The sequence below is a fragment of the Streptomyces sp. bgisy130 genome, from assembly GCF_057708345.1.
Genome location: NZ_JBYISA010000030.1, coordinates 63,302 through 86,730 on the forward strand (window position 1 = coordinate 63,302; position 23,429 = coordinate 86,730).

General features: G+C 69.6%; 23 protein-coding genes and 1 pseudogene. 12 read left to right on the forward strand and 12 right to left on the reverse strand.

Going from position 1 to position 23,429, the window contains the following annotated elements; genetic code table 11:
* Nucleotides 1-295: 295 nt before the first annotated feature.
* Complete coding sequence (locus AC3EUV_RS29215; protein ID WP_432141231.1) at nucleotides 296-1,012, forward strand: hypothetical protein; 717 nt, start codon at nucleotides 296-298, stop codon at nucleotides 1,010-1,012.
* A gap of 122 nt (nucleotides 1,013-1,134) precedes the next feature.
* Here AC3EUV_RS29215 and AC3EUV_RS29220 read toward each other — a convergent pair whose 3' ends face one another.
* The 3 genes from AC3EUV_RS29220 to AC3EUV_RS29230 form a co-directional block, all read right to left on the reverse strand.
* A complete protein-coding gene (locus AC3EUV_RS29220) occupies nucleotides 1,135-1,584 on the reverse strand; it encodes a DMT family transporter (protein WP_435604238.1) in 450 nt (149 codons plus the stop codon).
* A gap of 2 nt (nucleotides 1,585-1,586) precedes the next feature.
* Complete coding sequence (locus tag AC3EUV_RS29225; protein WP_435604239.1) at nucleotides 1,587-1,907, reverse strand: DMT family transporter; 321 nt, start codon at nucleotides 1,905-1,907, stop codon at nucleotides 1,587-1,589.
* Between the two features lie 138 nt (nucleotides 1,908-2,045).
* Nucleotides 2,046-2,666 (reverse strand): PadR family transcriptional regulator, encoded by a 621-nt coding sequence (locus AC3EUV_RS29230; protein WP_435604240.1) that lies wholly within the window; start codon nucleotides 2,664-2,666, stop codon nucleotides 2,046-2,048.
* Nucleotides 2,667-2,771: 105 nt separating this feature from the next.
* Here AC3EUV_RS29230 and AC3EUV_RS29235 point away from each other — a divergent pair, with 105 nt between their 5' ends.
* The 3 genes from AC3EUV_RS29235 to AC3EUV_RS29245 all read left to right on the forward strand — a co-directional run bounded on the left by AC3EUV_RS29235 (nucleotide 2,772) and on the right by AC3EUV_RS29245 (nucleotide 6,051).
* Nucleotides 2,772-3,965, forward strand: coding sequence for an FAD-dependent monooxygenase (locus AC3EUV_RS29235; RefSeq protein ID WP_432141227.1), 1,194 nt, complete (start codon nucleotides 2,772-2,774; stop codon nucleotides 3,963-3,965).
* Between the two features lie 213 nt (nucleotides 3,966-4,178).
* Complete coding sequence (locus tag AC3EUV_RS29240) at nucleotides 4,179-5,216, forward strand: hypothetical protein (protein WP_435604241.1); 1,038 nt, start codon at nucleotides 4,179-4,181, stop codon at nucleotides 5,214-5,216.
* Nucleotides 5,217-5,634: 418 nt separating this feature from the next.
* Nucleotides 5,635-6,051, forward strand: coding sequence for a hypothetical protein (locus AC3EUV_RS29245; RefSeq protein ID WP_432141412.1), 417 nt, complete (start codon nucleotides 5,635-5,637; stop codon nucleotides 6,049-6,051).
* Between the two features lie 59 nt (nucleotides 6,052-6,110).
* Here the strand turns inward: AC3EUV_RS29245 and AC3EUV_RS29250 are convergent, their stop codons facing one another.
* The 3 genes from AC3EUV_RS29250 to AC3EUV_RS29260 form a co-directional block, all read right to left on the reverse strand.
* Entirely contained in the window at nucleotides 6,111-6,827 is a 717-nt protein-coding gene (locus AC3EUV_RS29250) for a hypothetical protein (RefSeq protein WP_432141225.1), read from the reverse strand.
* Nucleotides 6,824-7,171 (reverse strand): PadR family transcriptional regulator, encoded by a 348-nt coding sequence (locus tag AC3EUV_RS29255; RefSeq protein ID WP_432141224.1) that lies wholly within the window; start codon nucleotides 7,169-7,171, stop codon nucleotides 6,824-6,826. Before AC3EUV_RS29255 ends, AC3EUV_RS29250 begins: the two co-directional genes overlap by 4 nt.
* 137 nt (nucleotides 7,172-7,308) lie before the next feature.
* Nucleotides 7,309-8,031 carry a helix-turn-helix transcriptional regulator gene (locus AC3EUV_RS29260; RefSeq protein WP_432141223.1) on the reverse strand — a complete coding sequence of 241 codons (723 nt, stop codon included), beginning with the start codon at nucleotides 8,029-8,031 and terminating at the stop codon, nucleotides 7,309-7,311.
* Nucleotides 8,032-8,162: 131 nt separating this feature from the next.
* On the opposite strand from AC3EUV_RS29260, the gene AC3EUV_RS29265 reads away from it, so the two are divergent.
* The 3 genes from AC3EUV_RS29265 (at nucleotide 8,163) to folE (ending at nucleotide 9,907) form a co-directional block, all read left to right on the forward strand.
* Entirely contained in the window at nucleotides 8,163-8,705 is a 543-nt protein-coding gene (locus AC3EUV_RS29265) for a DUF2231 domain-containing protein (RefSeq protein ID WP_432141222.1), read from the forward strand.
* Nucleotides 8,706-8,775: 70 nt separating this feature from the next.
* Nucleotides 8,776-9,210, forward strand: coding sequence for a hypothetical protein (locus tag AC3EUV_RS29270; protein WP_432141221.1), 435 nt, complete (start codon nucleotides 8,776-8,778; stop codon nucleotides 9,208-9,210).
* Nucleotide 9,211: 1 nt separating this feature from the next.
* A complete protein-coding gene (folE, locus tag AC3EUV_RS29275; protein WP_432141220.1) occupies nucleotides 9,212-9,907 on the forward strand; it encodes a GTP cyclohydrolase I FolE in 696 nt (231 codons plus the stop codon).
* A 124-nt stretch (nucleotides 9,908-10,031) separates the two neighbouring features.
* Here the strand turns inward: folE and AC3EUV_RS29280 are convergent.
* Both AC3EUV_RS29280 and AC3EUV_RS29285 read right to left on the reverse strand, forming a co-directional pair.
* Nucleotides 10,032-10,169 (reverse strand): annotated as a pseudogene (locus AC3EUV_RS29280) (calcium-binding protein); the annotation flags it as partial.
* Between the two features lie 251 nt (nucleotides 10,170-10,420).
* The gene (locus AC3EUV_RS29285) at nucleotides 10,421-10,846 is read right to left on the reverse strand and encodes a cupredoxin domain-containing protein (protein ID WP_432141219.1); all 426 of its coding nucleotides are present in this window, start codon (nucleotides 10,844-10,846) and stop codon (nucleotides 10,421-10,423) included.
* 254 nt (nucleotides 10,847-11,100) lie between these two features.
* Here AC3EUV_RS29285 and AC3EUV_RS29290 point away from each other — a divergent pair, with 254 nt between their 5' ends.
* Together AC3EUV_RS29290 and AC3EUV_RS29295 are read left to right on the forward strand one after the other, a co-directional pair.
* The gene (locus AC3EUV_RS29290) at nucleotides 11,101-11,709 is read left to right on the forward strand and encodes an iron transporter (RefSeq protein WP_432141218.1); all 609 of its coding nucleotides are present in this window, start codon (nucleotides 11,101-11,103) and stop codon (nucleotides 11,707-11,709) included.
* Nucleotides 11,710-11,711: 2 nt separating this feature from the next.
* Nucleotides 11,712-12,332, forward strand: coding sequence for a hypothetical protein (locus tag AC3EUV_RS29295; protein WP_432141217.1), 621 nt, complete (start codon nucleotides 11,712-11,714; stop codon nucleotides 12,330-12,332).
* Between the two features lie 114 nt (nucleotides 12,333-12,446).
* Here the strand turns inward: AC3EUV_RS29295 and AC3EUV_RS29300 are convergent, their stop codons facing one another.
* The 3 genes from AC3EUV_RS29300 to AC3EUV_RS29310 form a co-directional block, all read right to left on the reverse strand.
* Nucleotides 12,447-12,821, reverse strand: coding sequence for a peptidase inhibitor family I36 protein (locus AC3EUV_RS29300; RefSeq protein WP_432141216.1), 375 nt, complete (start codon nucleotides 12,819-12,821; stop codon nucleotides 12,447-12,449).
* Between the two features lie 268 nt (nucleotides 12,822-13,089).
* Nucleotides 13,090-14,091, reverse strand: a complete 1,002-nt coding sequence (locus tag AC3EUV_RS29305) for an ArsR/SmtB family transcription factor (RefSeq protein ID WP_432141215.1) — start codon at nucleotides 14,089-14,091, stop codon at nucleotides 13,090-13,092.
* Nucleotides 14,092-14,224: 133 nt separating this feature from the next.
* Nucleotides 14,225-15,016, reverse strand: coding sequence for an SDR family NAD(P)-dependent oxidoreductase (locus AC3EUV_RS29310; RefSeq protein ID WP_432141214.1), 792 nt, complete (start codon nucleotides 15,014-15,016; stop codon nucleotides 14,225-14,227).
* A 157-nt stretch (nucleotides 15,017-15,173) separates the two neighbouring features.
* Between AC3EUV_RS29310 and AC3EUV_RS29315 the strand changes: the two genes are divergently transcribed.
* Together AC3EUV_RS29315 and AC3EUV_RS29320 are read left to right on the forward strand one after the other, a co-directional pair.
* A complete protein-coding gene (locus AC3EUV_RS29315; protein ID WP_432141213.1) occupies nucleotides 15,174-15,776 on the forward strand; it encodes a TetR/AcrR family transcriptional regulator in 603 nt (200 codons plus the stop codon).
* 218 nt (nucleotides 15,777-15,994) lie between these two features.
* Complete coding sequence (locus tag AC3EUV_RS29320) at nucleotides 15,995-19,129, forward strand: FG-GAP repeat domain-containing protein (RefSeq protein WP_432141212.1); 3,135 nt, start codon at nucleotides 15,995-15,997, stop codon at nucleotides 19,127-19,129.
* Nucleotides 19,130-19,373: 244 nt separating this feature from the next.
* On the opposite strand, the gene AC3EUV_RS29325 is transcribed toward AC3EUV_RS29320, so the two are convergent.
* Nucleotides 19,374-21,047 carry a sigma-70 family RNA polymerase sigma factor gene (locus AC3EUV_RS29325; RefSeq protein ID WP_435604242.1) on the reverse strand — a complete coding sequence of 558 codons (1,674 nt, stop codon included), beginning with the start codon at nucleotides 21,045-21,047 and terminating at the stop codon, nucleotides 19,374-19,376.
* Between the two features lie 818 nt (nucleotides 21,048-21,865).
* On the opposite strand from AC3EUV_RS29325, the gene AC3EUV_RS29330 reads away from it, so the two are divergent.
* Nucleotides 21,866-22,849 carry a C1 family peptidase gene (locus tag AC3EUV_RS29330; protein WP_435604243.1) on the forward strand — a complete coding sequence of 328 codons (984 nt, stop codon included), beginning with the start codon at nucleotides 21,866-21,868 and terminating at the stop codon, nucleotides 22,847-22,849.
* The last annotated feature ends 580 nt before the right edge of the window (nucleotides 22,850-23,429 follow it).

The window sequence follows — 23,429 nt, forward strand, 5'->3', positions numbered from 1 at the left end:
CCGGGGGAGGTGGTGCCGTAGTCCCTCAACGGCCGGCACCTCCGACTCTGGGCGACGCCTGTGAGCGGCTTGTGAGCCGAACATGAGCCAGGTGGCCGAATCTCGGTGGTGTGCCGGTCGCAGCGGCAGTCCCTTAGGGGCGCGTGGCCGGCGGCACTCCGTTCCTGGCCGGTCCGGAGCTGCTGCACACCTCGCTCACGACGGGTGCCGCCTTCCCGGGACGGCAACACCCGGAGTCGTGAACGGAATCGCAGGACGCAATCCGCGCTTCAGGTGAAAGTAAGGGACGCACAAGATGAACACACGAGTACGCAAGGTTCGCTCGTCCGGCAGGGGCCGGCGGGCCGTCGCGGTGGGATCGATGGCCCTCGCGGCAGCGCTGTGCCTGTCCATCACCCCGGCGCAGGCGGACGGTGGCGGCGGCGGTTGGATAACCGACGCGCCGGATGTGCCCGTTCCCCAGGGCGAGGGCATCTGGAGCACCCCCGAGAAGGTCGCGGAGTTCCTCGCCGACTGCGGCCAGGACTGCACCTTCACCCCCACCACATGGGTCAGTGATCCGGTCGAGGGCACACCGACGGTCGTGGGGGACTACCGCGACAACTGCACCTCCGAGAACGCCGACTTCAAGCAGGGCGAGGCGGAGACCACCGGCGAAACGACGGTCGTCGGTATGTCGGTCGGCGCGAACCCCGTCTCGGTGCTGCCGAAGATCGAGCACACCTGGTTCAAGCAGAACACGGAGAGCAGCGATACCACGGGCACCCTGAAGCCCGGCGAGATCGGTTGGATCGACGAGGTGACGGTCACCCGGAAGGCGAAGGGCAACTGGCACCTCAACGGCGTCGACCAGACGAACCCCTTCGCTCCTGTGAACTCGCACAACTCCCATGGTCCCCATGACTTCACCGACGTGGAGGGGGACATCAGCTACAAGATCATCAGGATTCAGTCCCGCCCGATGACCGACGAAGAGCGCACCAGCCGCTGCGGCAACGCGAGCCCCAGCTAGCCCGCGGCCACCTCCTCGGCCGCGCACACACCAGCCCCAGGTCACCGACCTGGGGCTGGTGCCGTGGTTCGGCCGACGCCGATGCGACGTCGCCCCCGAACCGTCCGTATGGTGCCCCGGGGCTACGACGCCGACTTGGGTGCGACCGGTGACTCCGGACCCTCGTCGCCGGCGGGCCCGGTGGCGTCGGAGGTGTCGTCCTCCTTCGGCTTCTCGGAGGTCAGATGGAGCCCGACCACGCCGCCGATGATTGCGAGGAAGCAGAACACCTTGCCGAGCGTGAGCTGTTCGCCGTAGAGCAGCGCGGCGAACAGGACGGAGCCGACGGTGCCGATGCCCGTCCAGACGGTGTAGCCGATGCCGACATCGATGGTCTTCAAGGCGAGGCTGAGCAGATAGACCCCGCCGCCGCCCACTACGACGGTGATGACGGACGGGACCGGTTTGGTGAAGCCGCTGTTCGCGGCCGAGCCGAGCGCGAAGATCACCTCGAAGACGGCGGCGACCAACAGCCAGGCCCAGGCGACCGTGAGGCTCTGCTTCTGCTCTGCGCCCGTGTTCTCCCTGGTCATCGTCACGCCCCCGCAAGCGACTTGAGACCGACGACCCCGCCGATGATGGCGACGAAGCAGACCACCTTGGCCGACGTGATCTTCTCCTTGAAGATCAGCGCTCCGAAGGTCACCGTGCCGACCGCCCCGAGCCCGGTCCAGATCGGATAGCCGACCCCGACATCCAGAGTCTTGAGGGCAAGGCTGATGAAGTAGATGCCGCCCACGACGCCGACCACGGTGATCAGGGACGCCTTGAGCTGGGTGAAGCCGTGCGAGGCGCTCGCGCCGAGCGCGAAGATGATCTCGAAGACGACCGCGAGGGCCAAGTAGATCCAGGCCATGGTGGAAGAACGTCCTCTCCATCCAATAGGAGTCGAAGGGGACGTCGTCATACGCGCCGTGGTCCTTGAGAAATTCCATCCGGGTGGCGCCACGCGCCCGGCGCCTCCACATGCACGATCAGGCCGTCCGTGCCCCCGTCAGCTCGCGGCCGAACCCGGTGCGGACGCCTCCTGGAACGCCGCGAGCATCTCCGGGGACCAGGTCAGGCTGCCGTCCCGCAGATCGCGGAGCACCCCCTGGAGCCAGCGCTCCTCGGCGTCGAGGAGGGCGAGCCGGTACTCGTTCTCGATCAGCGTGATGCGGGGCAGCCCGGTGGGGGCTTCGGCGGACTGGCGCTCCATTTCGGCGCGTCCGTCGGCGAGCCGCGCGGCCCGCCGTTCCAGGATCGGTGCCACCTCGTCCGGGCTGAGCAGCAGCATGTTCGACAGCGCCGCCGGAAACACGGGGAACTCCGCCTTGGGTACCGCCAGCATCTGCTCCAGCCACTCCCGGGTGACCGCCCGGCCCTCCTCGGTGACCTCGTAGACGGTCCGCTCGGGGTACTGCTGGTCGCGCTCGGTCTGCCGGACGGTGATCAGCCCGCCGGCCTGGAGCCGCTCGATGGTGCGGTACAGCCCGGCCCGCTGGCCGACGTTGACGACCTGCTCCTTGCCCCACTGCCTGAGCAGTTGCTGGATGCCGTAGGGGTGCAGCGGCCGGGCGTGCAGCAGCGTCAGCACGGCCAGTCCCAGCGGCGAGCTCTTCACGGAGGCGGTCATGCAGGCATCGTAGGCAATGGGTGACTAGTTGCATTGCTACTAGTTCCTTTGCCACTATGGATGCCGCGTTCACACGGCGCATCCACATGACCCACGGGAGGGGTTATGAGCGACAACCGCGGCCACGGCTCCGGCGTACGGACGGCACTGGTCATCGGGGGAGGTGTGGCGGGCCCGGTCACTGCGCTCGCACTGCGCAAGGCGGGCATCGCGGCGACGGTTTACGAGGCGTATCCCAGTGCGGCGGACGGTGTCGGGGCCTGGCTGGGGCTGGCGCCGAACGGTCAGGCGGCGCTGGCGACGGTCGGTGCCGACGCGGCGGTGCGGGCCCTCGGGCAGCCGGTGCCCGGCATGGTGATGGCGGACGGCGCCGGCAATCAGCTCGCCGGCTTCGGCGGCTTCCCGGAACTGCCCGCCACGCTGACGCTGCCGCGCGAGCGGCTGTTCCGTGCGCTGACCGACCACGCGGTCGCCGCGGGGGTCCGGTTCGCGTACGGCAAGCGGCTGGTCGCCGCCGAGGAGACGCCCGAGGGTGTCACCGCCCACTTCGCCGACGGTTCGTCCGCGACCGCCGACATCCTGATCGGTGCCGACGGCATCCGCTCCACCGTCCGCACCGTGATCGACCCGCAGGCACCCGATCCCGAGTACGGCGGCGTGCTGAGCTTCGGTGGCTACGCGGCGGTGGGCGGCGGGGCCGGACCCGAACCGGGCACCATGTACTTCGCGTTCGGCCGCGCCTTCATGGGCTACTGGCAGGGCCCGGACGGGCGGATGATCTGGTTCGCCGGCCTGCCCACGGACACCCCGCCGAGCCCGGCCGACCTGGCGCGCGTACCCCGCGCCGAGTGGCTGAGCCGGCTGCGTGATCTCTACACCGGTCATGTCCCGGGCGAGCGGCTGCTGCGGCACACCGGCCCCGACGACCTGATGGTGGTCGGCCGGATGGAGCGCATGCCGTCCGTACCGCACTGGCACCGCGGACGGATGGTGCTGGTCGGGGACTCGGCGCACGCCCCGTCCTCCAGCTCCGGACAGGGCGCCTCGCTCGCCATCGAGAGCGCCGTCGAACTGGCCCGCTGCCTGCGCGATCTGCCCTCGCCGGGCGAGGCGTTCGCCGCCTACGAAAGCCTGCGCCGCCCGCGGGTGGAGGCGATCGGCCGCAATGCCGCAGCCGTCAACAAGGTCAAGTCCGGCAAGAGCGGCGCCCCTGCGCCGGCGTTCCCCAGCCCCGAGGAGTTCCTCCGCCCGCTCCACTTCCACCGCGTTGAGTGGGAGGAGACGGTGACGGTGGGGTGAAGGGTGCGCCCGCCAGGTGAAGGGCCGCCGGGCCGCCGCGGATCCCGACGGAAGTGCCGCCGGGCCGTCGCGGATACGGATGGCGGAAGAGCACGCATTCCCGCCCGCTGAGCAGTGACGCTCCGGCACGATGGCCGCGTGACATATGTGGTGAGTGTGGACACGCGCCTTCCGGCCGGTGCCGCGGAACTGGACGCTCTTCAGCGGGAGGGTGTGATCTTTCTGCTCCGGAAGGGCCTGGAGCAGATCGAGGCCGTCGAGGGGCCGGACGACGTGGAAATCGACACCTTCGATTCCCTCTTGGCCGCTCACCCCGGCGGGGTCCTGCTGAAGCTGTTCGTGGAGGCGCCTGCTCTGGAGGTCGCCGAGGACGCCATGCGAGAAGTCGTCGGCGAGGTCCTGGAGCAGTCGGAGCTGCTCAGCGCATGGCAGATCACCAAGTGCGAGGTTGAGCTGCACCCGGAATTCGCTCAGCAGAGCCTGGATGCCGCGGACGGCCCGGACGCGCCGCCGGCCGATCCCGTCGTACGCGCCGCGCAACACGCGGAGGCGAGGGCCGAAGCCACTGCCGTGCGGCTTCCCGGCGAAGAGGCCGAAGAAATGCGCGTCAAGGTCCGCGCGATGGCGCCTCGCCTCACCGCATTCGGGCTCGAATCGTTCGGCTGGTGCGAGGGCGACAAAGAGTCCGGCGTCGACCGGGAACACGCGGAACTGGCCGCCGGGGCATTGGTGTACGCCATCGATCTCCTGGTGGACCAGCTCTTCCACGATGTGCAGACGCTCAGCGAGGCGAAAACGTCCGTCGAGGAATGCGACGGGGTCCTCTGGTACCTCGACGATCTGCCGGAACAGTTCGCCGCGCAGTACACCGTCCGCTTCGCCCGCCGTTTTCTCGTCACCGCCGTCTCGCTCACCGGCCGTCTCACCCGCGACGACTTCGTGCAATTGGGCTGTGTGGCCGAGCAATTCCTCTTGAATTTCCTGCTGCGTGAGGCCGGGGTGGTGCTGGATGGCTACGGCCTTTTGTACGACGGAGTGGCCTCCGCCTGGGAAGTATTTGCCGGCGAGGTGCTCGAAGAGGACGGTTTCGGGCTGTGGCACGAGACGGCCGGGGAGGACGGGGAAAGGGACGCAACGATCGCAGAAGCCGGGTCGCTGGACGTCGATCGCTGGTTCGCGCCATTCGACGGGAGGTCTGTCATCCACCCGTACGCGGCTGCCGAAGGAGCGGAAAGGGAGATTTCGACGTAGTGGGGCGCACCGGACATTCTCGGCGGATGGCGCGCGGTGACGGCAGCCGGGAGGCCACGGGCAGGGGCCGCGGCCGGGTGTGACACTTTCGGGCGGCCTGCCGCAGTGGGTGGTGCCGATCGTTTTCGGCCGCGCGGTGCCTTGATGATTGCGGTCCCCCCGCTTCGAGTTGCCGCGCGTGGCGCGGGCGGCCGCCAGTCGGCCGCCCGTGCCATCGGCCTGTCAGCTGCGACGTGGCGGACCGAGGACAACGATGTGAATTAGCGGTGAAGGGAGTTTCGGAATCGCTCGACGGGAAATGCGCGGCACCGTGAGTTACCTCAATGATGGCACGCCGCAAAATCGTCCATACGGCTCCAGTGCAAACTCTCCCTACCACGGCGGAGCAAACTCGCCTAATGGCGGTGATACGGCTCCGCTGCCGCCTGTCGGGGCGCATGCTCCGGCCCCCAGCAATTCACCCTCGGCCTACCAGCCTGCGCCGGCCGACCCGTACTACGCCGCTCCGCCGCCAACCCCCCGCACCAGCAGGGCGAGTGGACGGGGAAACCAGAGAGGCGTCGGTGCGGATCGACTCGCCTTGATCATTCACAGCCTCGCGGATATCGCCGCGGGATTTCTCGGGCTGTGGATCCTGCTGTATCTGCTCGAAGCGAATCATGCGAATGTCTTCGTCGACTTCGTGCACGGCATGGCCGACTGGCTCGCCGGCTGGTCGCAGGACATCTTCATGATGGATACGGAAGGGCTGCGGGTCTTCTTCAACTACGCCCTCCCCGCGCTGATTTACCTGGCCGTCGGCCATGGCGCAGCCGCCTGGCTGCGACGCCTCTGACGGTGCTTCCGACGGGCTCAGGGGGCGCAGCCCGCCCCGTGCCCCCTGAGTGCCGGGGTTCAACTGCCGGGGGTCACGGGCGGGCAGGTGCGGTTCCGGACCCAGGCGGCGCCGGCTGCGACGGCGCCGATCATTCCGGCCAACGCCATGGGGGCGGTGAAGAGGAGCTGGTAGTTCCCGATCACGAAGTCCGCGAAGTAGCCGAGCGCGACGGCCACTACGGCCGCTGCCCCGAGGATGACGGGCAGAGCCTTGGTCAGGACCTGCATGGTCGCCTCGATCGCCGGGGCGTGATGGTGCTGGAGCGTCCCGCGCACGGCGCGCCGGATCAAGAAGAAGGCGACCAGCACGCACACGGGCAGGCCCACCCACATCAAGGGAACGCCGGGATCGGAGAACCGGCGCACCTCCCGCACCACCTGTCCGTCGAGCGTGGTGACGACGGATTCGCCGCTGGGGTCCAGCAGGTGGGACCAGCCCACATACCAAAGCGCGAGGGCGGCAAGGGTGGGCAGAGCGGCGCCCTGGGCCGCCGCGACGGCGGTCTCCTTCAGCTGCCGGTGCACCGGCAGCAGACCGCGTTCGGCCGCCCAGGAGGTGGCCAGCGCCTCGATGTCCCCGCCGATGTAGTCGGCGACCGACCGGCCGTCCGAGGAGGCGGCAGTCAGATCGGCGGCCAGCTCCTCGGCCATCTCCTCGGCCGTCGCCTGTTCCACACCGAGGCGGTGCCACGTCTCAGTGGCGGTGTGTATCGCGTCGTCGACCGTCAGTGTCATGATTCCTCCGGCGCCGGTGGGCCGATGATGGTGTGGACAGTGGTGGCGAATTCGCCCCAGTCGCGGCTCCACGAGCGGAGCATCCGCATCCCCGCTTCGCTGGGCATGTAGTAGGTGCGGGCGGGGCCCCCGCCCCCGCTGCGGCGTTCGACCGTGACCAGCTCGCGTTTGCGCAGGCGCGCCAGTGCCGGGTAGATCGAGCCGTCCGCGACGTCGAGCCCGGCCTTGGCGAGCCGGACGGTCATCTCGTAGCCGTAGACCGGGGCCTGTGCCATCAGTGCCAGCAGACACATATCCAGCACCCCTCGCAGCCACTGGGCGCGGGGGGTGGACGTCTCTTCCATGGCCAGTACCTTACACAGCAAGAGTCGTGCACAACAAGCTAGTGCGGTGCAAGGTAGTCGGGTGCGAGGCGGCCCGTTGCGGGCAGTCCGTTGCAAGGCGGTCCGTTGCAGGGTGGTGCCGCCGGTGAGGCCGCGCCTCAGTCCTTGGCCGGCCCCAGCTGGACGCAGCACTCCCCGGGGCGCGGGGCGAGCGTCGCCTCCACGCTGCTGACCTCCAGGCCCTCCAGGTAGCCGGCGATGAAGGCGTGGTTCATTCCGCACACCAGGTCGGGGGCCTTGGCCGCCAGGGGGTGGAACGGGCAGTTGTGCAGCCGGAGTTGGGTGGGGGTTTCGCGGACGGGCTCGAAGCCGTGCTGGTCGAGCATCCGCTCGCAGACGCTCAGTCCGCGTTCCGCGCCGAGCCGCCCGGGACGGGTTTCCTTCCGCTCGCTCTCGCCCAGTTCCCGGCCGCGCCGGCCGGCGGTGCGCACGGCGGCGTGCGTCGCGGATTCGCCGTCGTCCTCGGTCAGGACGGCTTCCAGCAGGAGGTACGCCAGCAGTTCGTGACGGCGGTCGGGGATGCTGACGTGGATGTGGCCCTCGGCGGGTTCGTAGACCTTGGGCTGACGGCCGACCTTGCGGATCCCGCCGGGTGATCCGTACCGGGCGCGCAGCAGGCCGGCGTCGACGAGCTTGTCGAGGTGGAAGGCCGCGAGCTTGCGCGAGATGCCCACGCTGGCGGCCGCCTCGTCCCGGGTCACGGGGCGGCGCTGGCGCCGGATGAACGCGAACATCTGCCGCCGGGAGTCCTCGCCGAGGACGCTGACGGATTCGATCGCGGCGTCACCTGCGGGAACCTGCGGCGTTGCGTCAGAGGTCACGTCTTCACAGTAACGCGTACACCGATAGGTGCAACCAGTGAACCCCCGTGCGATGCGGTGTCGAGCTGGGCATCTTGACGGCTCCGGTGAATAAGACCAAGATTTGTTGGTGAAACTAGGAGGTGGTCGTCATGGTGGATCCATCGCATGAGCGGGCCAAGCGGCCGGTGAGTGCCGCGCTGGCCGGACCGTACGGGCACCCCTTCCACCCGATCCTGGTCACCGTTCCCATCGGGGCATGGGTGGGCAGCCTGGTCTTCGACATCGCCTCGCATCTCGTACGCGATCCGGAGTTCCTGGTCCGGGGCGCGAGGTGGCTGATCGCGCTCGGGGTGCTCGGCGCGCTGGCCGCGGCCCTGGTCGGCCTGCTGGATCTGTTCGCCATCCCGCCGGGCACCCGGGCGTTCCGCGTCGGCCTCGTCCACATGACGCTGAACCTGCTGGTGACCGCCGCCTATACCGCCAACTTCCTGTGGCGGTACGGCGGTTACCGGCCGGATGCCGGTGTGGGAGGCGGCATGCTCGCACTGAACGCCGTGAGCCTCGTGGCTCTGGGGGTCTCGGGCTATCTGGGCGGAAAGCTCGCCTACCGCTACGGCGTACGGGTCGCCGACGAGAGCACCCAGGCCGAGGGCTTCGCCGCCACCCACCGCCCGCCGGACGCCACCGGCTGATCACCTTCACCAGCGTGGCCGCGCGCAACCGCGGCCGCGGTGGGTCCGCCCTTCACTACGAGGAGTCCTCATGGACATCGCCGCACTGATCGCCTGGCTGATCACCGCTCTCGGCGGCTTCTACATGCTCGGCACCTGGCTCTCCCGCGGCGGAGCCAAGGCCGGCAACAGCCGCCTGCCCGTCCCCGTCCTCTTCGGGCACTTCGCGCTCGCCGCGGTCGGCCTGGTCGTCTGGATCGGCTACGTGATCACCGCGAAGGACGCGCTGGCCTGGACCGCGTTCGGTCTCCTGGTGCCGGTCGCGCTGCTCGGCTTCACGATGCTGGCGCGCTGGCTCCCGGTCCACCGGGCCCGGTCTGCCGCGGCCACCACGGCCGCCGCCGAGCAGCAGCCCGAGCCCGCCGAGCGGTCCTTCCCCGTACCGGTGGTCGCAGGCCACGGCCTCTTCGCCGTCGTCACCGTGGTCCTGGTCCTGCTCACCGCCCTCGGGATCGGTGGCAGCTGACATGACCCGGCATCCCCACTCCGCCCTGCACCTGGCACCCGGCGACTCCGCGATACCCACGCCCGCACAGCCCGCACAGCCCGCACAGCCCGCACAGCCCGCACAGCCCGCACAGACCGCCCTGCGCGTCGTCCAGGAAACCGACGCCATCGACCTGGCCGCCGCCGAACGCGCCGCCGGACAGTTCCTGCACGCACTCGGCATCAGCACCGAAACCGAGAGCCTGCGCGGCACGCCGGGGCGCATGGCCCGCGCCTACGCCGAGCTGTTCAGCCCCCGCCCCTTCGACCTGACCACCTTCCCCAACGACGAGGGCTACGACGAGCTCGTCCTGGCCCGCAGCATCCCCGTGCGCTCGGTGTGCGAACACCATCTGCTGCCGTTCGTCGGCACCGCCCACGTCGGCTACCTGCCCGGCCGGCGCATCCTCGGCCTGTCGAAACTCGCCCGCGTCGTCGAGCACTTCGCCTGCCGTCCGCAGGTCCAGGAACGCCTCACGAAGCAGGTCGCCGACTGGCTCCAGACGCAGCTGGATCCCAAGGGCGTGGGCGTCGTCATCGAAGCCGAACACAGCTGTATGACCCTGCGCGGCGTCCAGGCCACCGGCTCCAGCACCCTGACCTCCACCCTCCTGGGAACCCTGCGCGACGACGCGCGCTCCCGCAGCGAATTCCTGGCCCTGGCCGGCCTCACCTGACCTCGGCCCGCGGGCGCTGCTGCGCCCGGACAGCACCGACGGAACCGACGGAACCGACGGAACCGACGGAACCGACGAACTGACAGAACCGAGAGAACCGGAAGACACCCGGGGGCGTGTGGGCCTACTGCACGTCCACGAAGTCGCCGGTCGCCTTCACGGCCGGGGTGGTGGAGGTGCCGGCGAAGTTCCAGCGCCAGTAGCCGTCCTCCGACGCGGCGACCGTGGTCTTCAGATCGCCGGTGCTGGAGGTGTGCACGGTCGTCGACCTCTCCCCCCGCACGTTGCCGCCCATGCCCCCGCGTATCGGACGTATCGCTCGCCCGGGTAACACGACGGCGTCCCGCGACGCAGAACCGCATACAGGCGCGCAAGCGTCCTGCGACGCGATCACGGCCAGGGTGACTCCTGTGGGGGGTGGCCACCCTGGCCGTGACCGTTTTCCCCGACTCTTTCCGCGCGTCCGGACTTCCGGTCGTCCCCGGGGCTACGTGCATTCCGTGACAGGCGCGCTCAGCTGTGCTGCTTCTTCGCGTCCTTCGCCTTCTTCGCCGTCACGGTGAAGTCGCCCCGGATGCCGTCGCCGACCATGCCGGGCTTGCAGGCCGTGGCGTAGGTGCCGGCCTTGTCGGTCTTCACGGTCATGGTGCGGGACGTGCCGGGGCCGATGCCCTCGACCTCGCTGGCCACCTTGCCGTCCGGGGTGAAGAGGTAGAACTCGGTGATCCTGCTGCCCTCGTTGACGACCTTGAAGGAGACCGGCCCCGCCGGTGCGGACGTACGGGAGAGCTTGCAGGCGTCATCGGTGGCCCGGACCGTGATGGCCCCCGACTTCGCATCGCTGCCGCCGCTGCTCTTCTCGGCGCAGGCGGTCAGCAGGGCGAGCGGGCTCATGGTGAGCAGGGTCACGGTGGCGGTCCGGGTCAGGCGAGAGGGCATGACGGCTCCTGGTGCGAGACGGGGGAACGGAGGCGGGCGCAGTGTAGGTGGACGGAGCGCCTGCCTGTCCAGATGTTGACCATTGCACTGAACCCCAGCGCCTACTGACGGCATTTCAACTTCCCCTGGAACAGGGAAAATGCCTCCACGGCGTCCGTTATGCGGTATATGTCCGCATCGACAGGCGGGCTTGACGGGCACACGGCAGGCACTTAGGTTCGCCTCACCTTACTTCCGATCGAAGGTTTTCAGCCATGCCCGGGTTCCGCATCCCGCTGCGTTCGCTCTCTCTGGCAGTCCCGCTCGTCCTCGCCCTCACCGCCTGTGGTGGCGCCGATTCCGGCAAAAGCCCCGCCGAGGGGCAGGCGAAGGAGACCGCCCCGGCCGGTGTGGCGCACCAGCACGCCGTGCTGAAGGCGGAGATCGCGGCCAACGGCGGTGAGGCCCGCGCCGGCGACTACCGCATCGGCTACATCGTCGAGGCGGCCGAGCCCTGGTTCCACTCCGAGCACAGTGGGCACGGGAAGCTGGTCAGCCGTGCCCCGGCCAAGAACGAGACCCACCACATCGAGATCATCCCGAGGGAGGCGAAGACCGGCCGCATCGTCCCTGACGTGCCGATCCGCCTTGAGGTCATCGACAGCAAGGGCAAGGTCGTCCAGGCGCAGGACCTGAACTTCTACTACGCGGAGTTCTTCCACTACGCCAACAACTTCTCCATCCCCAAGGCCGGCAAATACACCCTGCGCGCCACGCTTCAGCCGCCGACGTTCCTGCGCCACGGCGCCAGCGGTGAGAAGCCCGCGCTCAGCGAGAAGACCACCGCCACGTTCCGCGACGTGGAACTCAAGACGGCGAGCTGACCGTGTCCCCGATCTCCGACGGGCCGACGGCTGCCGCGGCTCCCCGGCCCGCCGGGGTGCCGCGGTGGGCCGCGCCCGACGACCGCGCCGCGGTCCGCGAGAAGCCGCCGACCCCCCTGTGGGCGCTCGCCGCCCTGGCAATCCTGTGCACTGCCGCCCTGGCGGCCGCCTGCTGGGTGGCCGGCCACCTCCACGCCGACCCGCCCCTCCAGACGGCCGCCCGCTTCCTGCACCTCGTGGCGCTCGTCGTCGGACTGGGCTCCGTGCTCGCCGTCGACTGGTTCGCCCTGCTGTGGACGCTCGGCCGGCGCCCCCTGCCCGACGTCCTGCGCACCGCCTGCACCCTCCAGACCCCGATCTGGCTGGGACTGGCCGGCTTGGTGATCACCGGCCTGTTTCTCCACCCGGACCTGTCCGCACCACTGACCCTCCTCAAACTCGGACTCGTCCTGGCCATCACCCTCAACGGCCTCTACGCCCACTGGCTCGGCCAGCTCCTCGCCCACTGCGGAAACGCCCCGGTCCCCCGCGCCCTGCGCATCCAGTCCGGCACAGCCGCCACCGTGAGCCAACTCGGCTGGTGGGGCGCCAGCCTGATCGGCTTCCTCAACAGCCAGTCGTGACCGGACAGCCGTCGTCACGGTGCAGAACGCGGCGGGCGGCTGACAGTGGGGCGGGATGCGGCCCCCCGTCGCCGCACCCCGCCCGTCTGCCTTCGTTGCTGAACGGACCTGCTGTCAGCTGAACTTGATGGAGCTCGTGGCGTTGTCCATGCCCGCGAGATCGCCGAAGTGGGGCTCCTTTTCGTGCGGCCCCAGGGAGAAGTGGGCGCCCGTGTAGCCGGCGTTCTGGTAGAAGGTGACCGTGCGGTTGCCCACGTTCTTGGCGGAGCTGATGGTGTTGTTCCAGCCGACGTCCTTCAGGTTCCGCATGTTGTGGGTGAAGGTCGCCCTCCGGTTCTTGAACTTGGGGTCCTGGTAGACGATGACCTTCTTGGCCACGCGCTTGGCCGGGGCAGCGTCCGCATGGCCATCGGCGGAGGCCGGCAGTGCGAGACCGAGCATGAGTGCGGCAGCGGCGGCGCTCGCAGCGGCTACGTGACGGATACGCATGATGCTTCCCCTTTGGTCATTCTCGCGTGATGCACGTGATGTACGTGATCCACGTGATGTTGGTCGGGTGCCGGCTGGTCCGTTCATCCCCCGAGGTGGGGGAGCGCGAAGCCGCGCAGCACGATGATTCAAGCCCTCGATACGGCGAGACAAAAGGTGATTCGAGGAGCTTCGAACGACCGGTGAGACACCTAACGCGAGGCGATGACTTGGAGGATCCGCAACGCGGGGTGCAAGGGGAGTGGGTCCCATTGAAGGGTGGCGTCGCCTACAAGGTCCCGGAGGGCTCCTGGCTGCGCTGGTAGTACACGGAATTGCGCATCCGGGCGCGCGTGACCAGCCCGGCCCGGTGGAGTCGGGCGAGGTGGTAGGAGACGGTCGAGGGGCTCAGGCGGTGGAGTGCGGCGAGCTGGGTGGTGGTGCGCGGCACGTCGAGGTCGGCCAGCAGGGCGCTGCGAGTGGGGCCGATTACCTCGCTGAGCGCCTGTTCTGCTTCTCTGCCCGGTCGGGCGGACGCGGCTCTGGGGTGTGTGGGGTAGATGAGATAGACGGGGCGTTCCCCGCGGGGGTCGACGCTGAGCAGCCAGTTGTGCGCCAGGGGCGAGGGGAAGAGGACGAGGTGGGTGCCCCCGGGCACCTCGGCGCTGAGCCGGTCGAGCAGGCGGAGGGAACCGTCGCCGTAGCAGAAGGCCTCGTGCAGCGATTCCAGTGCGCCGCCCATGCCGTAGTCCGCGAGAAGCCGGGTCCGCAGGGTGATGTCCTCCTCGGCGTGGGCGGCGACGGCCGACCACTGCCGGGCGAGGTGCCCGTCCCAGAACGCGTCCATTTCGCAGGCGAGTCGGTCGGCGAAGTCCCGCTCGCCGCGGTCCACGGCGTCCCGCACGGTGCGCAGCGCGCCCGAGGCGGCGGGAGTCCGCTGCGGCTCCGCGCCGAGCAGCCGGCTGATCTGCCGGGCCACGAGGTGGCTGGGGGCGGTGGCGACGCGGTGGAGATCCTCGTGCGGGTCCGCGGGGCGGCCCGCGGGCGGCGGGGGCGTCAGGAAGACCGGGGCGTAGAAGACCGGAGCGAAGGTGTGTACCACTCTTCGTACCGCGGCAAGCAGGTGCAGCCGCTTCTCCCCTAATGCGTCGGTGACTTCGCGGCTCGGTAAGGAGCCGTGGGGCACCGCGTTCGACCGGCACGGGTGCAGCACCGCGCCGACGTGCATCAGAGGCGAGACCGCGAACCGGGTGGCCGCCAGCGCGTCCGCGCTCAGGGGAATGGTGATCACTGGGTGCCTTCCCTGTCCCGACCTTCGAGACTGATCGAATCACCTTCTCCCAGGGCGCGTCCACCGGTTCGGCTCCGAATTCCGGGCGGCGGCACGACCGTCATCGGCACAAGGAAGGGAAGGGGGATTCCGGCTACCGCTTGTCGCGCTGGGCCGCCACGACCTGGTTGATGGTGCGCTCGGCGCTGGAGCCGCGCTGTGCCTTTTCCGCGAGGCCGGGGAACTGGCCGGCGATGGCGCTCAGCGCCCTCAACTCGACCGGTGCGACGTTGACTTCGCACAGATCGCGTTCGACGGCCCGGACCACCCCCGTCACCACCTGGTCCGGGGAGACCATGCGTACGCCGGTCGGCGGGGTGGCGCCGGTGACGGCGAACATGCCCGCGTCGCGTACGGCGCCGGGCTGGACGAGGGAGACCCCCACCCCCGTGCCGTGCAGGTCCTGGCGGAAGGAGAGCGCGAAGCCGCGCAGCCCGAACTTGGTCGCGTTGTAGAGCGAGGAGTGCTTGGTGGCCGCCTTCCCGGAGATCGAGCCGACGAGGGCGATATGGCCCCGGCCCTGCGCGACCATCCGGGGGGCGAGTGCGCGGGCCAGCATGATGGGGGCGCGCAGGTTCACGGTCAGTGCGCGGTCGACCTGCTCGGGCGTGTAGTCGAGGAGATCGCCGGTGGAGGGCAGGGCGGCGTTGGCGATCAGGATGTCGGTGTCGGGGGCGGCCTCGGCGAGGCGGTCGGCCTGGTCCGGGTCGGCGAGGTCGGCGGTGACCACGCGGGCGCCGAGCTCGTCGGCGAGCGCCTCCAGGGCATCGGCACGGCGCCCGGAGAGGACCAGCTTGGCGCCCTTGGCGGCCAGTCCGCGGGCGAGGGCCTGGCCTAGGCCGCCCGAGGCCCCGGTCAGGAGAACGGTGGAACCTGCGATGCGCATGAGATGTGCCTCCGAAAGACTGTTCGTTCGAACGAACAGTACGGAGGGCGGGGCGGACGTGTCAATGGCGGATATCTGCTTGAGGGCGATGTGCGCTGGTCGGAGCGGTCCAGGCCCTTCCCCCGAGCCAGGAGGGCGCCGCTGGCACAATGACGCTATGTCCAAGCACCCCGGAACCCGGCAGAGCATCATCGACGCCGTCCTGCGCATCATCGCCGAGGACGGCGTCGCCGGGGTCACCAACCGGCGGATCGCCAAGGAGGCCAAGGTCTCCCTCGGATCGGTCACCTACCACTTCGCGACCCAGCACGAGATGCTGCGGGAGAGTCTGCTGCACTTCGTCGCGGAGGAGACCCGGCGCCTCACCGAGCTCGCCGCCGAGTGCCAGACCGACGGAACCGATGAAGCGGACGGAACCGACGGAACCGAGGCAACGGACGCCGATCGGGCGGCCGCCGTGGTCGACCAGGTCGCCGGGGGCGCGCCGTTCGGCAGCAGGCACATCGCCCCGTTCGAGCTCTACATCCAGGCCGGCCGCGACGAGCGGCTGCGCACCGCGGCCGACCAGTCCTTCGCCGCGTACGACCAGTTGGCCGCCCGGATCCTCACCGGCCTCGGCGTACCCGACGCCGAGCGGCTGGCGAGCAGCGCCGTCGCGCTGATCTTCGGACTCCAGCTCCGCAGCCTGGCCACCGGCCGGCCCGCCGAGGAACTCGTCGACGCCCTCATGCTGCTGGCCCGCGGGGCCCAGCACGCCTGACCTCGGCGCCGGCTCCGGGCACGCCGGCGCGTGGGCCCGGGGGCCCAAAACATCCAGCGCCGCCCGCCGGTGAAACACCATGGCGTTGTCGCGACCAGCGTCGACTTCGCTGGTCAGGCCGTGTTATCTTCCCTCAGCTTTCGAGAGGCTGGCGCCGCGACGACCCCCATTCCGCGATGCATGGCCGCCCTCGTTCTCCCTTCAGCTGGAGGTATGACGTGGCTGCACGCCACAAACCAGGTCATAGACGCACGCTCATACGCGGCGGTATCGCCGCCACGGCCGCGCTCGGTCTCGCGGCCGGCGGCGCATCGTTCCTTCTCTCCCAGGCGCAGGCCGAGACACAGCCGCTGGTGATCCAGTCGCCCGACCGCTACGCGCCGACCGGCAACCCGGTCTACGGGGCAGGTTCCACGGGGGTCCTGGAACGGCGCGAGTCGGCCTCGGCCGCCGCGTTGAGCGACTACCAGTGGACCCCGTACGACGGAACCACCACCTTCGCGGGCTCCTCCTCGGACACCGTCACCGCCACCGCTTCCGACGTCGTCAGCGCCTCCTTCACGGACCGTGTGACGCTCAAGGACATGAAGGCGGGCACGTCCACCAGCCTGACCCTGCCCGCCGGACAGATCTTCAGGGGCAGCTTCGGCGACGCCGTGCTCACCGCCACCCGCGATGCGAACGGCGAGATCAACGGTCTGCACATCCTGCGGAAGACGGCCGCCGGCCTGTCGGACACTCCGGTCACCGGGCTGAACGGCTGGGTGGAGCGGTACGACACCGTGCTCGGCGGCGACACCCACTCGGTGGCGATCTGGTACGCGGCGCCCGACGGGACCCATGGCATCGGCCTGCTGGACCTGGAGTCGGCGCGCGTACGGCCCGTCCTGCCGGGTGCGACCGGAGGAGCCGGCGCCCGCGTGGTGTTCTCCGACACCCGCCTCGCCTGGTATTCGCCCGCGGACGGCAACACCACCGTGCGCGTGCTCAGCCGGGACGCGCTGGACGGCCCGGACACCAAGGTGACGCTGCCGTCGGGCGGTGAGGGCACCGCACGCATCGCGCTCGCGGGCGACTCGCTGCTGACGGCCTGGGACGTTCAGCGGAAGGACGGCGACCTGCTCCAGCGGCGGGGCGAGCCGCTCAAGGCCGTACCGCTCGACGGCGGCGAGGCAACGACGCTGCTGCCGCATGCCCAGGCGGAGATGGCCCAGGTCCCGGGCGGCGGCGTCATCGTCACCGGTGGCGACTCGGCGCAGGACTGGGCCGTGCGCAAGGTGACGGCCGCCGCCGACGGCAGTCTCGCGCTGACCAAGCTGCGGGATGTGGCGGCCAAGCGTGCGGCGGTGGACGAGGTCTCGCTGACCGCGGGGCAGCTGGTCACCACGGAGCGGGACAGCAACTACCTCGCCTCCCTCTACCGGCGGGACATCACGCTCGGCCAGACGCAGTCGGCCGGCGACCGCTCGCTGCTGGCACAACCCGATCCACAGGCCACCGGGGACGCCCAGAAGGAGTTCTACGCCGCATACGTCACCGGTACCGGTGACGGCCGGTACGCGCTGACGGCCAAGGGCGACGACGGCCGCTACGCACTGGAGGTGGTGGCGCCCGGCGGCAAGAAGACGGTGGTGCAGCCGGCGGACCCGGCGACCGGCGAGCAGCTGCCGGCGGACGTCCGCACCTGGGTGACCTCCGCCTCCGGCCGCTATGTGGTCTTCGGTGACCGCCAACGCCAGGACAGCGACGTCCAGTACGTGGTCGACCTCGAGGCGTCGGGCGGCGCCAAGGTGATCCGGACCTACAAGGGCCGCGGCGGAGCCGCCGTATGGGGCACCAAGCTGTGGACGGCCGGGAGCACCGCGGGCACGCTCACCTCCCTCGACCTGAAGAGCGGCGCGACCGAGACCGTGCAGACCGGCGACGACTGCGTCCCGGTGGACGTGCAGGCCGTCGGCCGCTGGGTGTCCTGGGACTGCAAGCTGAACATCTCGGGCGGCCACGGTGTGTACGACCGGGTGGCCAAGGAGCAGGTGGGCGGCCCCTACGAGGGCACGCTCGGCGACGGCTACGTCCTCACCCACGACACCGACAATCAGCGGCTGCTGGTGACGCCCATCGGGGGCTCGACCACGACCCTGGCCCAGACGCCGGAGTGGGCCAACGGGAAGTACCTCGACGCGGACCGCTTCGGCAGTGGCATCGCCTTCCTCGCGGACAACCGGAAGGATCTCCAGATCCTCGGTTCCGGCGTGCCCACCTCCGCGCTCGCGAAGATCGAGTCGCGGGTCGACACGTCGGTGAACCTGAAGTCCGCCACCGCCCCGGCGTGGCAGGCGACCTGGCAGCTCTCCAAGCCCGCCACCGGCTCCAAGGTCACCATCAAGGACCGCACCGGCAAGACCGTCCGTACCCTCGACGCGGCACCCGGCGCCGCGGCCCTCAAGGCCACCTGGGACGGCCGTACGGACGCCGGCAGATGGGCGGTCGACGGCACCTACACCTGGCAGCTGACCGCGGCTCCCGCCGACGGCTCCGGCGCCGACCTGTCGCTGACCGGCACTTTCGGCCTCACCGGTGGCATGCGCGGCTTCCACGACCTCAACGGCGGCGCCGGCGACCTGCTGACGCTCAGCTCCGCCGGCTACCTGACCACGCACTACGGCAACGGCACGGGCGCCTTCGGCACCAAGGCGTCGGGCAGCGGCTGGCCGGCCGGCACCGTCGCGGTCCCGTTCGGCGACCTGGGCGAGGACCGCTGCAACGACCTGCTGGTCCGGATGCCCGACGGCGAACTCCGCCGCTACACCGGCAAATGCGCCGGCGGCGGCTACACCCCGTCGAGCTCGCACACCGTCCTCAGCACCGGCTGGGACCAGTACAACGTACTGACCGCACCGGGCGACCTCACCGGCGACGGCCGCACCGACCTGCTCGCCCGCCAGTCCTCCACCGGGGACATCTACCTCTACGCGGACAACGGCACGGGCGGATTCAAGGCACGCACGAAGATCCGCACGGCATGGACGGCCTACACCCACCTCATCGGGGCCGGCGACCTGAACGGCGACGGCTACGGCGACCTGCTGGCCCGCCACACGAACGGCACGCTGTACCGCTATGACGGCACGGCGGACGGGCAGTTCAAGAGCCGGGTCGTGGTCTTCACCAACTGGGGCTCCTCGTACAACGCCCTCGTGGGTGTCGGAGACCTCACGGGCGACGGCAAGGCAGACCTCGTCGCCCGCGACACCAGCGGCAACGTCTACCGCAACAGCGGCGACGGCAAGGGCTCGTTCAGCGCCCGTACGCAGATCGCAACGGCCTGGCAGGGCTACAAGGGGCTGTTCTGAGCAGCTAGTTGCCGGCTGAGCAGACAGCCGGCGCCGGGGCCCGTGCGACGCGATGTCGTACGGGCCCTTCGCCGTTCGGAAACGCTGCTTTCCCACGCCGCCCGGTGGTGTCCCGTTGTACCCCTCGTGACCGGTGTTGACCGGGCTGCGACCTCGCGACGGCACTGGAGCGGCACTTCCGTACCGATGTGCAGGCCATCCTCCACGCACTGGCCCAGCGCGTGAACTCGCCGACGTGGGGCGCTCAGTCGGAGAAGTCCTGGGTGAGCCAGACGGTGCCGTGGGGATTGCGGTGGACGGCGATGCCGACGTGGGTGAAGGTGCTGCTGAGGATGTTCCGGCGGTGGCCGTCGTTGGGTGGTTTCTCGTTCAGCATGTCCTGGGTGAGGCTGACGGCGGCCTTCGCGATCTGCTGGGCGTCCGGTCCTGCCGATGCCTGCCCGATGTTTTCTCCTGCGGCGCCCCACTTGACGCCGGCAGCCTTCTCCCGGTCGCCCAGCGAGGCTTCGCCTGGGCACTGGTGGGACAGGCCACACCCGTTGTCCATCGCCGTGTTGTGCGCCGTCGCGCTGCGCGTGAGGCCGGTGGTGAGGGTGTAGGCCGGCAGTCCATGGGCGGCTCGTGCCTGGTTGATCAAGGCCAGGACCTGCTCGACCGCGTCGGCGGCCGGCTGCGAGGGCGGAGTGCTTGAGGGGGTGGGCGCCGGGTGGGTCGGGGACGGTGCGGTGGTGCGTGGCGCGACGGTCGGTTTCCGGCTGGGCGAGGCCACCGGCCGATGGGTGGCCGAGGGGGATGGGGTAGGGGGTGGTGGGTCGGTTACCGGCGCCGCCTCCACCTGGACCGGGTGGACGGCGGCGGGCTTGGAGTCGCCCTGCCGGGTACTGTCCGGTGAGCCGAAGGATACGGATATCACGGTTGCCGCGGCCGTCACCGCGGCGCTTCCGGCGAGTATGTGCGTGCCTCGGGGCCGGACCCGTGGACGGCGGTGGCCGCCGGACCGGCTGCCGCCTCGACCGGTCGGCCGGTGCGATGCGTGCCGCCCTGTCGTCGGGCGCATGGCTGCGGCCTTTCCGCCGCGTAGACCGGTCAGCTGGGCTGCTGGTCCGAACGCCGCCGTAGCGTGGCCTGCCTGAGCCGCCGACCAGGCGCCGGCGGCAGCGGCACTCGGCGGCACCAGGGCGATGCCGACGAGGAGGCTCTGCGCCGGTATGAGGCCGCTGCGCCGCCCCGAGCAGGCCATGCAGTCACGGACGTGCCGGGATATGCGCTTGCGCCACAGCGTGGAGGGAACACCATCCCACCGGGCCACGACGGGTTCCAGCCGCGGACAACGAGACGCCGCCGACAGCGCGCGCACCACCACCCGCGCGGTTTCCAGCTGCGCCTTCATCCGCTGCACCCGCACCGCGACAAACTGCGCAGGCAGCCTCAAGGCGGCGGCCACCTCGGACCGGGTCAACTCACCCGCGGCCTCCAGCCACCACAACGACAGCAGGACGCGATCGTCCTCGTCCAGCCACCGGGTCGCCTCGGCGACCTCTTGGCGCTGACCGGAAAGCCCCAGCCGAATGATGGTCAGGTCGACGAAGTCCGCACCGGGATCGGCCAGTTCGGTCATCTCGTCCACCCCGGTATCGGCGGCCGCCGCCTGTCTACTGCGCCAGTGCCGGCGTATCTCGTTCATCGTCACCGACACCAGCCACGAGCGGAACCGATGCGGTTTACGCAGGCCGGCCATGCCGTCCAGGACGCGCAGCATGGTCTCCTGCACGACGTCGTCGACGTCCGCATGACCGTGGAGCGCGCGTCCGACGACGTTGTAGACCAGCGGCAGATAGCCGGCCACAAGCTCGTCCTTCGCTTGCGGATCCCCTGCCTGCGCAGCCGCGACGACCGCGGCTTCACGTTCCGGCGTCATGTCCGTCCTCGCTCTCTGTCGGCTCTCTGTCGTAATCGCGTCTGCATGCCTTCGATACCTGGGAGACCTTGGCGGGCCGGGCCGGATAACAGAAACCCAGAAATTTTTTTCCGAAACCCGCCGGGCCCCTCGACGACTCCCGTCATTCCGGCACATCACCTGCACATGGACGCCGATGTAAGGACATTTAGGTTGTCCGTCGGGTATTGCTCGTGTCATCGGAGATAGCGGTGCCGGGCAATGGAGTTCACAGTGCGGCGAGTTCGTGGACGGAACAATCCCGTGCCGTCACATCCCCTGGTGTGAGGTGCCGGCGTGGCTTACCGCGCTCCGTCGCGCGCACCGGAGCCTGCGGCGACACCTGCTGTGAACTGCGCCGTTGCCGTACCTGCCCAGAAGGCATCCGGAGGTGCGGAACGGGCGACGGCACGGTTCCGTAAGGCCGTGGCGCCGCGCGCCGGATGCGGTCCCTTATGCCCTCTTCCTCGGCAACGAATTTGTGATTGCCGCCACTTGGGTCTTGCGTCGAGACATGTTGCTCGGCTAATTTCTGCTGCCCATTGGACATGCCTTCGAAAGCGTCCAGTTCACGAGAGCCGTGGCAGCCCTCAATTCTTTGAGTGGCGCCCCGGATTTCTCTCTCATTTCCCGGCTCCAGGCGCGAACCGTTCGCCTCGTCGAACGGCCGGATCGCGTACGCCGGGCTCCAAGACACCCACGCACGCCGGGACATCCGTCCCGGCCGTCTCACCCAGGGCTCAGAAGTGCTGCCTCGCAGCGGCCTTTGTCAGGGCCCTGGCAGTCCCAGGAGGACATCCATGAGTCGTGCTTCCCACAAGTGGAAGACCATCAGCGGCAAGTCGCGCACTCTCATCGCGCTCGCCACGGCGGGAGCCCTGGGGGCCGTGACCGTCGGGGTCTCCTCGGCGAGCACCGACGTACCCGATCGCGACCCAGCCCCTGTCCAGGCACCGCAGGCCGGGCACCGCAAACTGCCGCATGGTCTTGGCGCTCTGCCCTCCCGGTCGACGTGGCGCGATTCCGTGCTGCGCCATTCGGTTGAGTCCCGGCTGGTGTCCGCCGCCCCGCGCGTGGTGGGCGCCGGCACCTCGCAGGAGAAGGTCGGTGCGACCCCTCCTGCCAGCGTCGATCTGACCAAGTACGCCCCCACGCCCGGCAATCAGGGCCAGGTCGGCTCCTGTGCCGCGTGGGCCATCGACTACACGGCCTACACCATCCTGGAGCGGGAGCAGAAGATCTCTGCCTACCCCCGGGCGCCCATGTACACCTACGCCCAGATCTCCAAGGGGCAGGACAATGGCAGCGCGCCGCAGCAGCACTTCAAGATAGCCATGTCGCAGGGAATCGACTCCAGGCCGCACTACTGGCAGGGGGACTTCGACTACACCACCCAGCCGACCGCGAGCGAGAGAGCCAACGCCGCGCACTGGAAGCTGTCCGGTTACACCCCATTGCACACCGGCAGCCAGATCAAGGCCGACGTGATGGCCGCGCTGGCCAAGGGTGAGCCGGTCGTCATCTCGATGCGCGTGTACAACAGCTTCTTCTACCTCAGCCAGCAGAAGGCCGCCTCTTACGCGTACTACCCGGCCTCCGGTGAGCAGTACGCGGGCGGTCACGGGGTCACCATCGTCGGCTACAACAGCAAGGGCGTGCGGGTCGAGAACTCCTGGGGCCCCAACTGGGGCGACCACGGATTCGTCAACCTGCCCTGGAAGTTCCTGACCAGCAACCATGTGATGGAGGCCAACGCCGTCGGCAAGCTCATCCACAAGTCGTAACGTCCCCATCAGGGCCGACGAGCCCTGACCGGCCGTGCCGTTCGGACCGACCTGCCAGGTCGCGCCGAACGGCACGCCCTCGCTGGGGCTCAGAACCGGTAGTCGGCGTGCCGGGTGGTAACGGTCAGCCAGGGGGTGTGGGAGAACGCCTCGATGCCCCAGCGGCCGCCGAACGCCACTTCGGCCTTGGCGCCCGATATGGCGACCCGTCAGGGCTCGGTCATTCCGGAGGGCCTTGCGGGTGCCAACTCCGTGCATTCATTGGTCCCTTATGGCACGCGAATGGCACGCGCCCCAAATGGTCCAGACAACAACCAAGCCCCAGGTCGCTGACCTGAGGCTTCTGTGTGGAGCGGGTGACGGGAATCGAACCCGCGCTCTGAGCTTGGGAATCAACGGTGGCCAGGGCATCGGAATGCCGCCTGAACTGCGGAAACGTTGTGATGGGCGGCTGTCCGAGCTTCTCGTGCGTACCGTGAATGACCGTGGTCAGACGGATGGGTGTTGATCAGTTCGTCGCCCGCAGCGTGTCGCGATCGGGCTTGGGGAGCCACCAGTTGGCGCTCGGGGGGCGGTGCCA

Excerpts from the sequence above, each read along its gene's own strand:
- AC3EUV_RS29215 (WP_432141231.1), top strand. The coding sequence starts at position 296 with ATGAACACACGAGTACGCAAGGTTCGCTCGTCCGGCAGGGGCCGGCGG.
- AC3EUV_RS29220 (WP_435604238.1), bottom strand. The coding sequence starts at position 1,584 with ATGACCAGGGAGAACACGGGCGCAGAGCAGAAGCAGAGCCTCACGGTC.
- AC3EUV_RS29225 (WP_435604239.1), bottom strand. The coding sequence starts at position 1,907 with ATGGCCTGGATCTACTTGGCCCTCGCGGTCGTCTTCGAGATCATCTTC.
- AC3EUV_RS29230 (WP_435604240.1), bottom strand. The coding sequence starts at position 2,666 with ATGACCGCCTCCGTGAAGAGCTCGCCGCTGGGACTGGCCGTGCTGACG.
- AC3EUV_RS29235 (WP_432141227.1), top strand. The coding sequence starts at position 2,772 with ATGAGCGACAACCGCGGCCACGGCTCCGGCGTACGGACGGCACTGGTC.
- AC3EUV_RS29250 (WP_432141225.1), bottom strand. The coding sequence starts at position 6,827 with ATGACACTGACGGTCGACGACGCGATACACACCGCCACTGAGACGTGG.
- AC3EUV_RS29255 (WP_432141224.1), bottom strand. The coding sequence starts at position 7,171 with ATGGAAGAGACGTCCACCCCCCGCGCCCAGTGGCTGCGAGGGGTGCTG.
- AC3EUV_RS29265 (WP_432141222.1), top strand. The coding sequence starts at position 8,163 with ATGGTGGATCCATCGCATGAGCGGGCCAAGCGGCCGGTGAGTGCCGCG.
- AC3EUV_RS29270 (WP_432141221.1), top strand. The coding sequence starts at position 8,776 with ATGGACATCGCCGCACTGATCGCCTGGCTGATCACCGCTCTCGGCGGC.
- folE (WP_432141220.1), top strand. The coding sequence starts at position 9,212 with ATGACCCGGCATCCCCACTCCGCCCTGCACCTGGCACCCGGCGACTCC.
- AC3EUV_RS29285 (WP_432141219.1), bottom strand. The coding sequence starts at position 10,846 with ATGCCCTCTCGCCTGACCCGGACCGCCACCGTGACCCTGCTCACCATG.
- AC3EUV_RS29290 (WP_432141218.1), top strand. The coding sequence starts at position 11,101 with ATGCCCGGGTTCCGCATCCCGCTGCGTTCGCTCTCTCTGGCAGTCCCG.
- AC3EUV_RS29300 (WP_432141216.1), bottom strand. The coding sequence starts at position 12,821 with ATGCGTATCCGTCACGTAGCCGCTGCGAGCGCCGCCGCTGCCGCACTC.
- AC3EUV_RS29310 (WP_432141214.1), bottom strand. The coding sequence starts at position 15,016 with ATGCGCATCGCAGGTTCCACCGTTCTCCTGACCGGGGCCTCGGGCGGC.
- AC3EUV_RS29315 (WP_432141213.1), top strand. The coding sequence starts at position 15,174 with ATGTCCAAGCACCCCGGAACCCGGCAGAGCATCATCGACGCCGTCCTG.
- AC3EUV_RS29325 (WP_435604242.1), bottom strand. The coding sequence starts at position 21,047 with ATGACGCCGGAACGTGAAGCCGCGGTCGTCGCGGCTGCGCAGGCAGGG.
- AC3EUV_RS29330 (WP_435604243.1), top strand. The coding sequence starts at position 21,866 with ATGAGTCGTGCTTCCCACAAGTGGAAGACCATCAGCGGCAAGTCGCGC.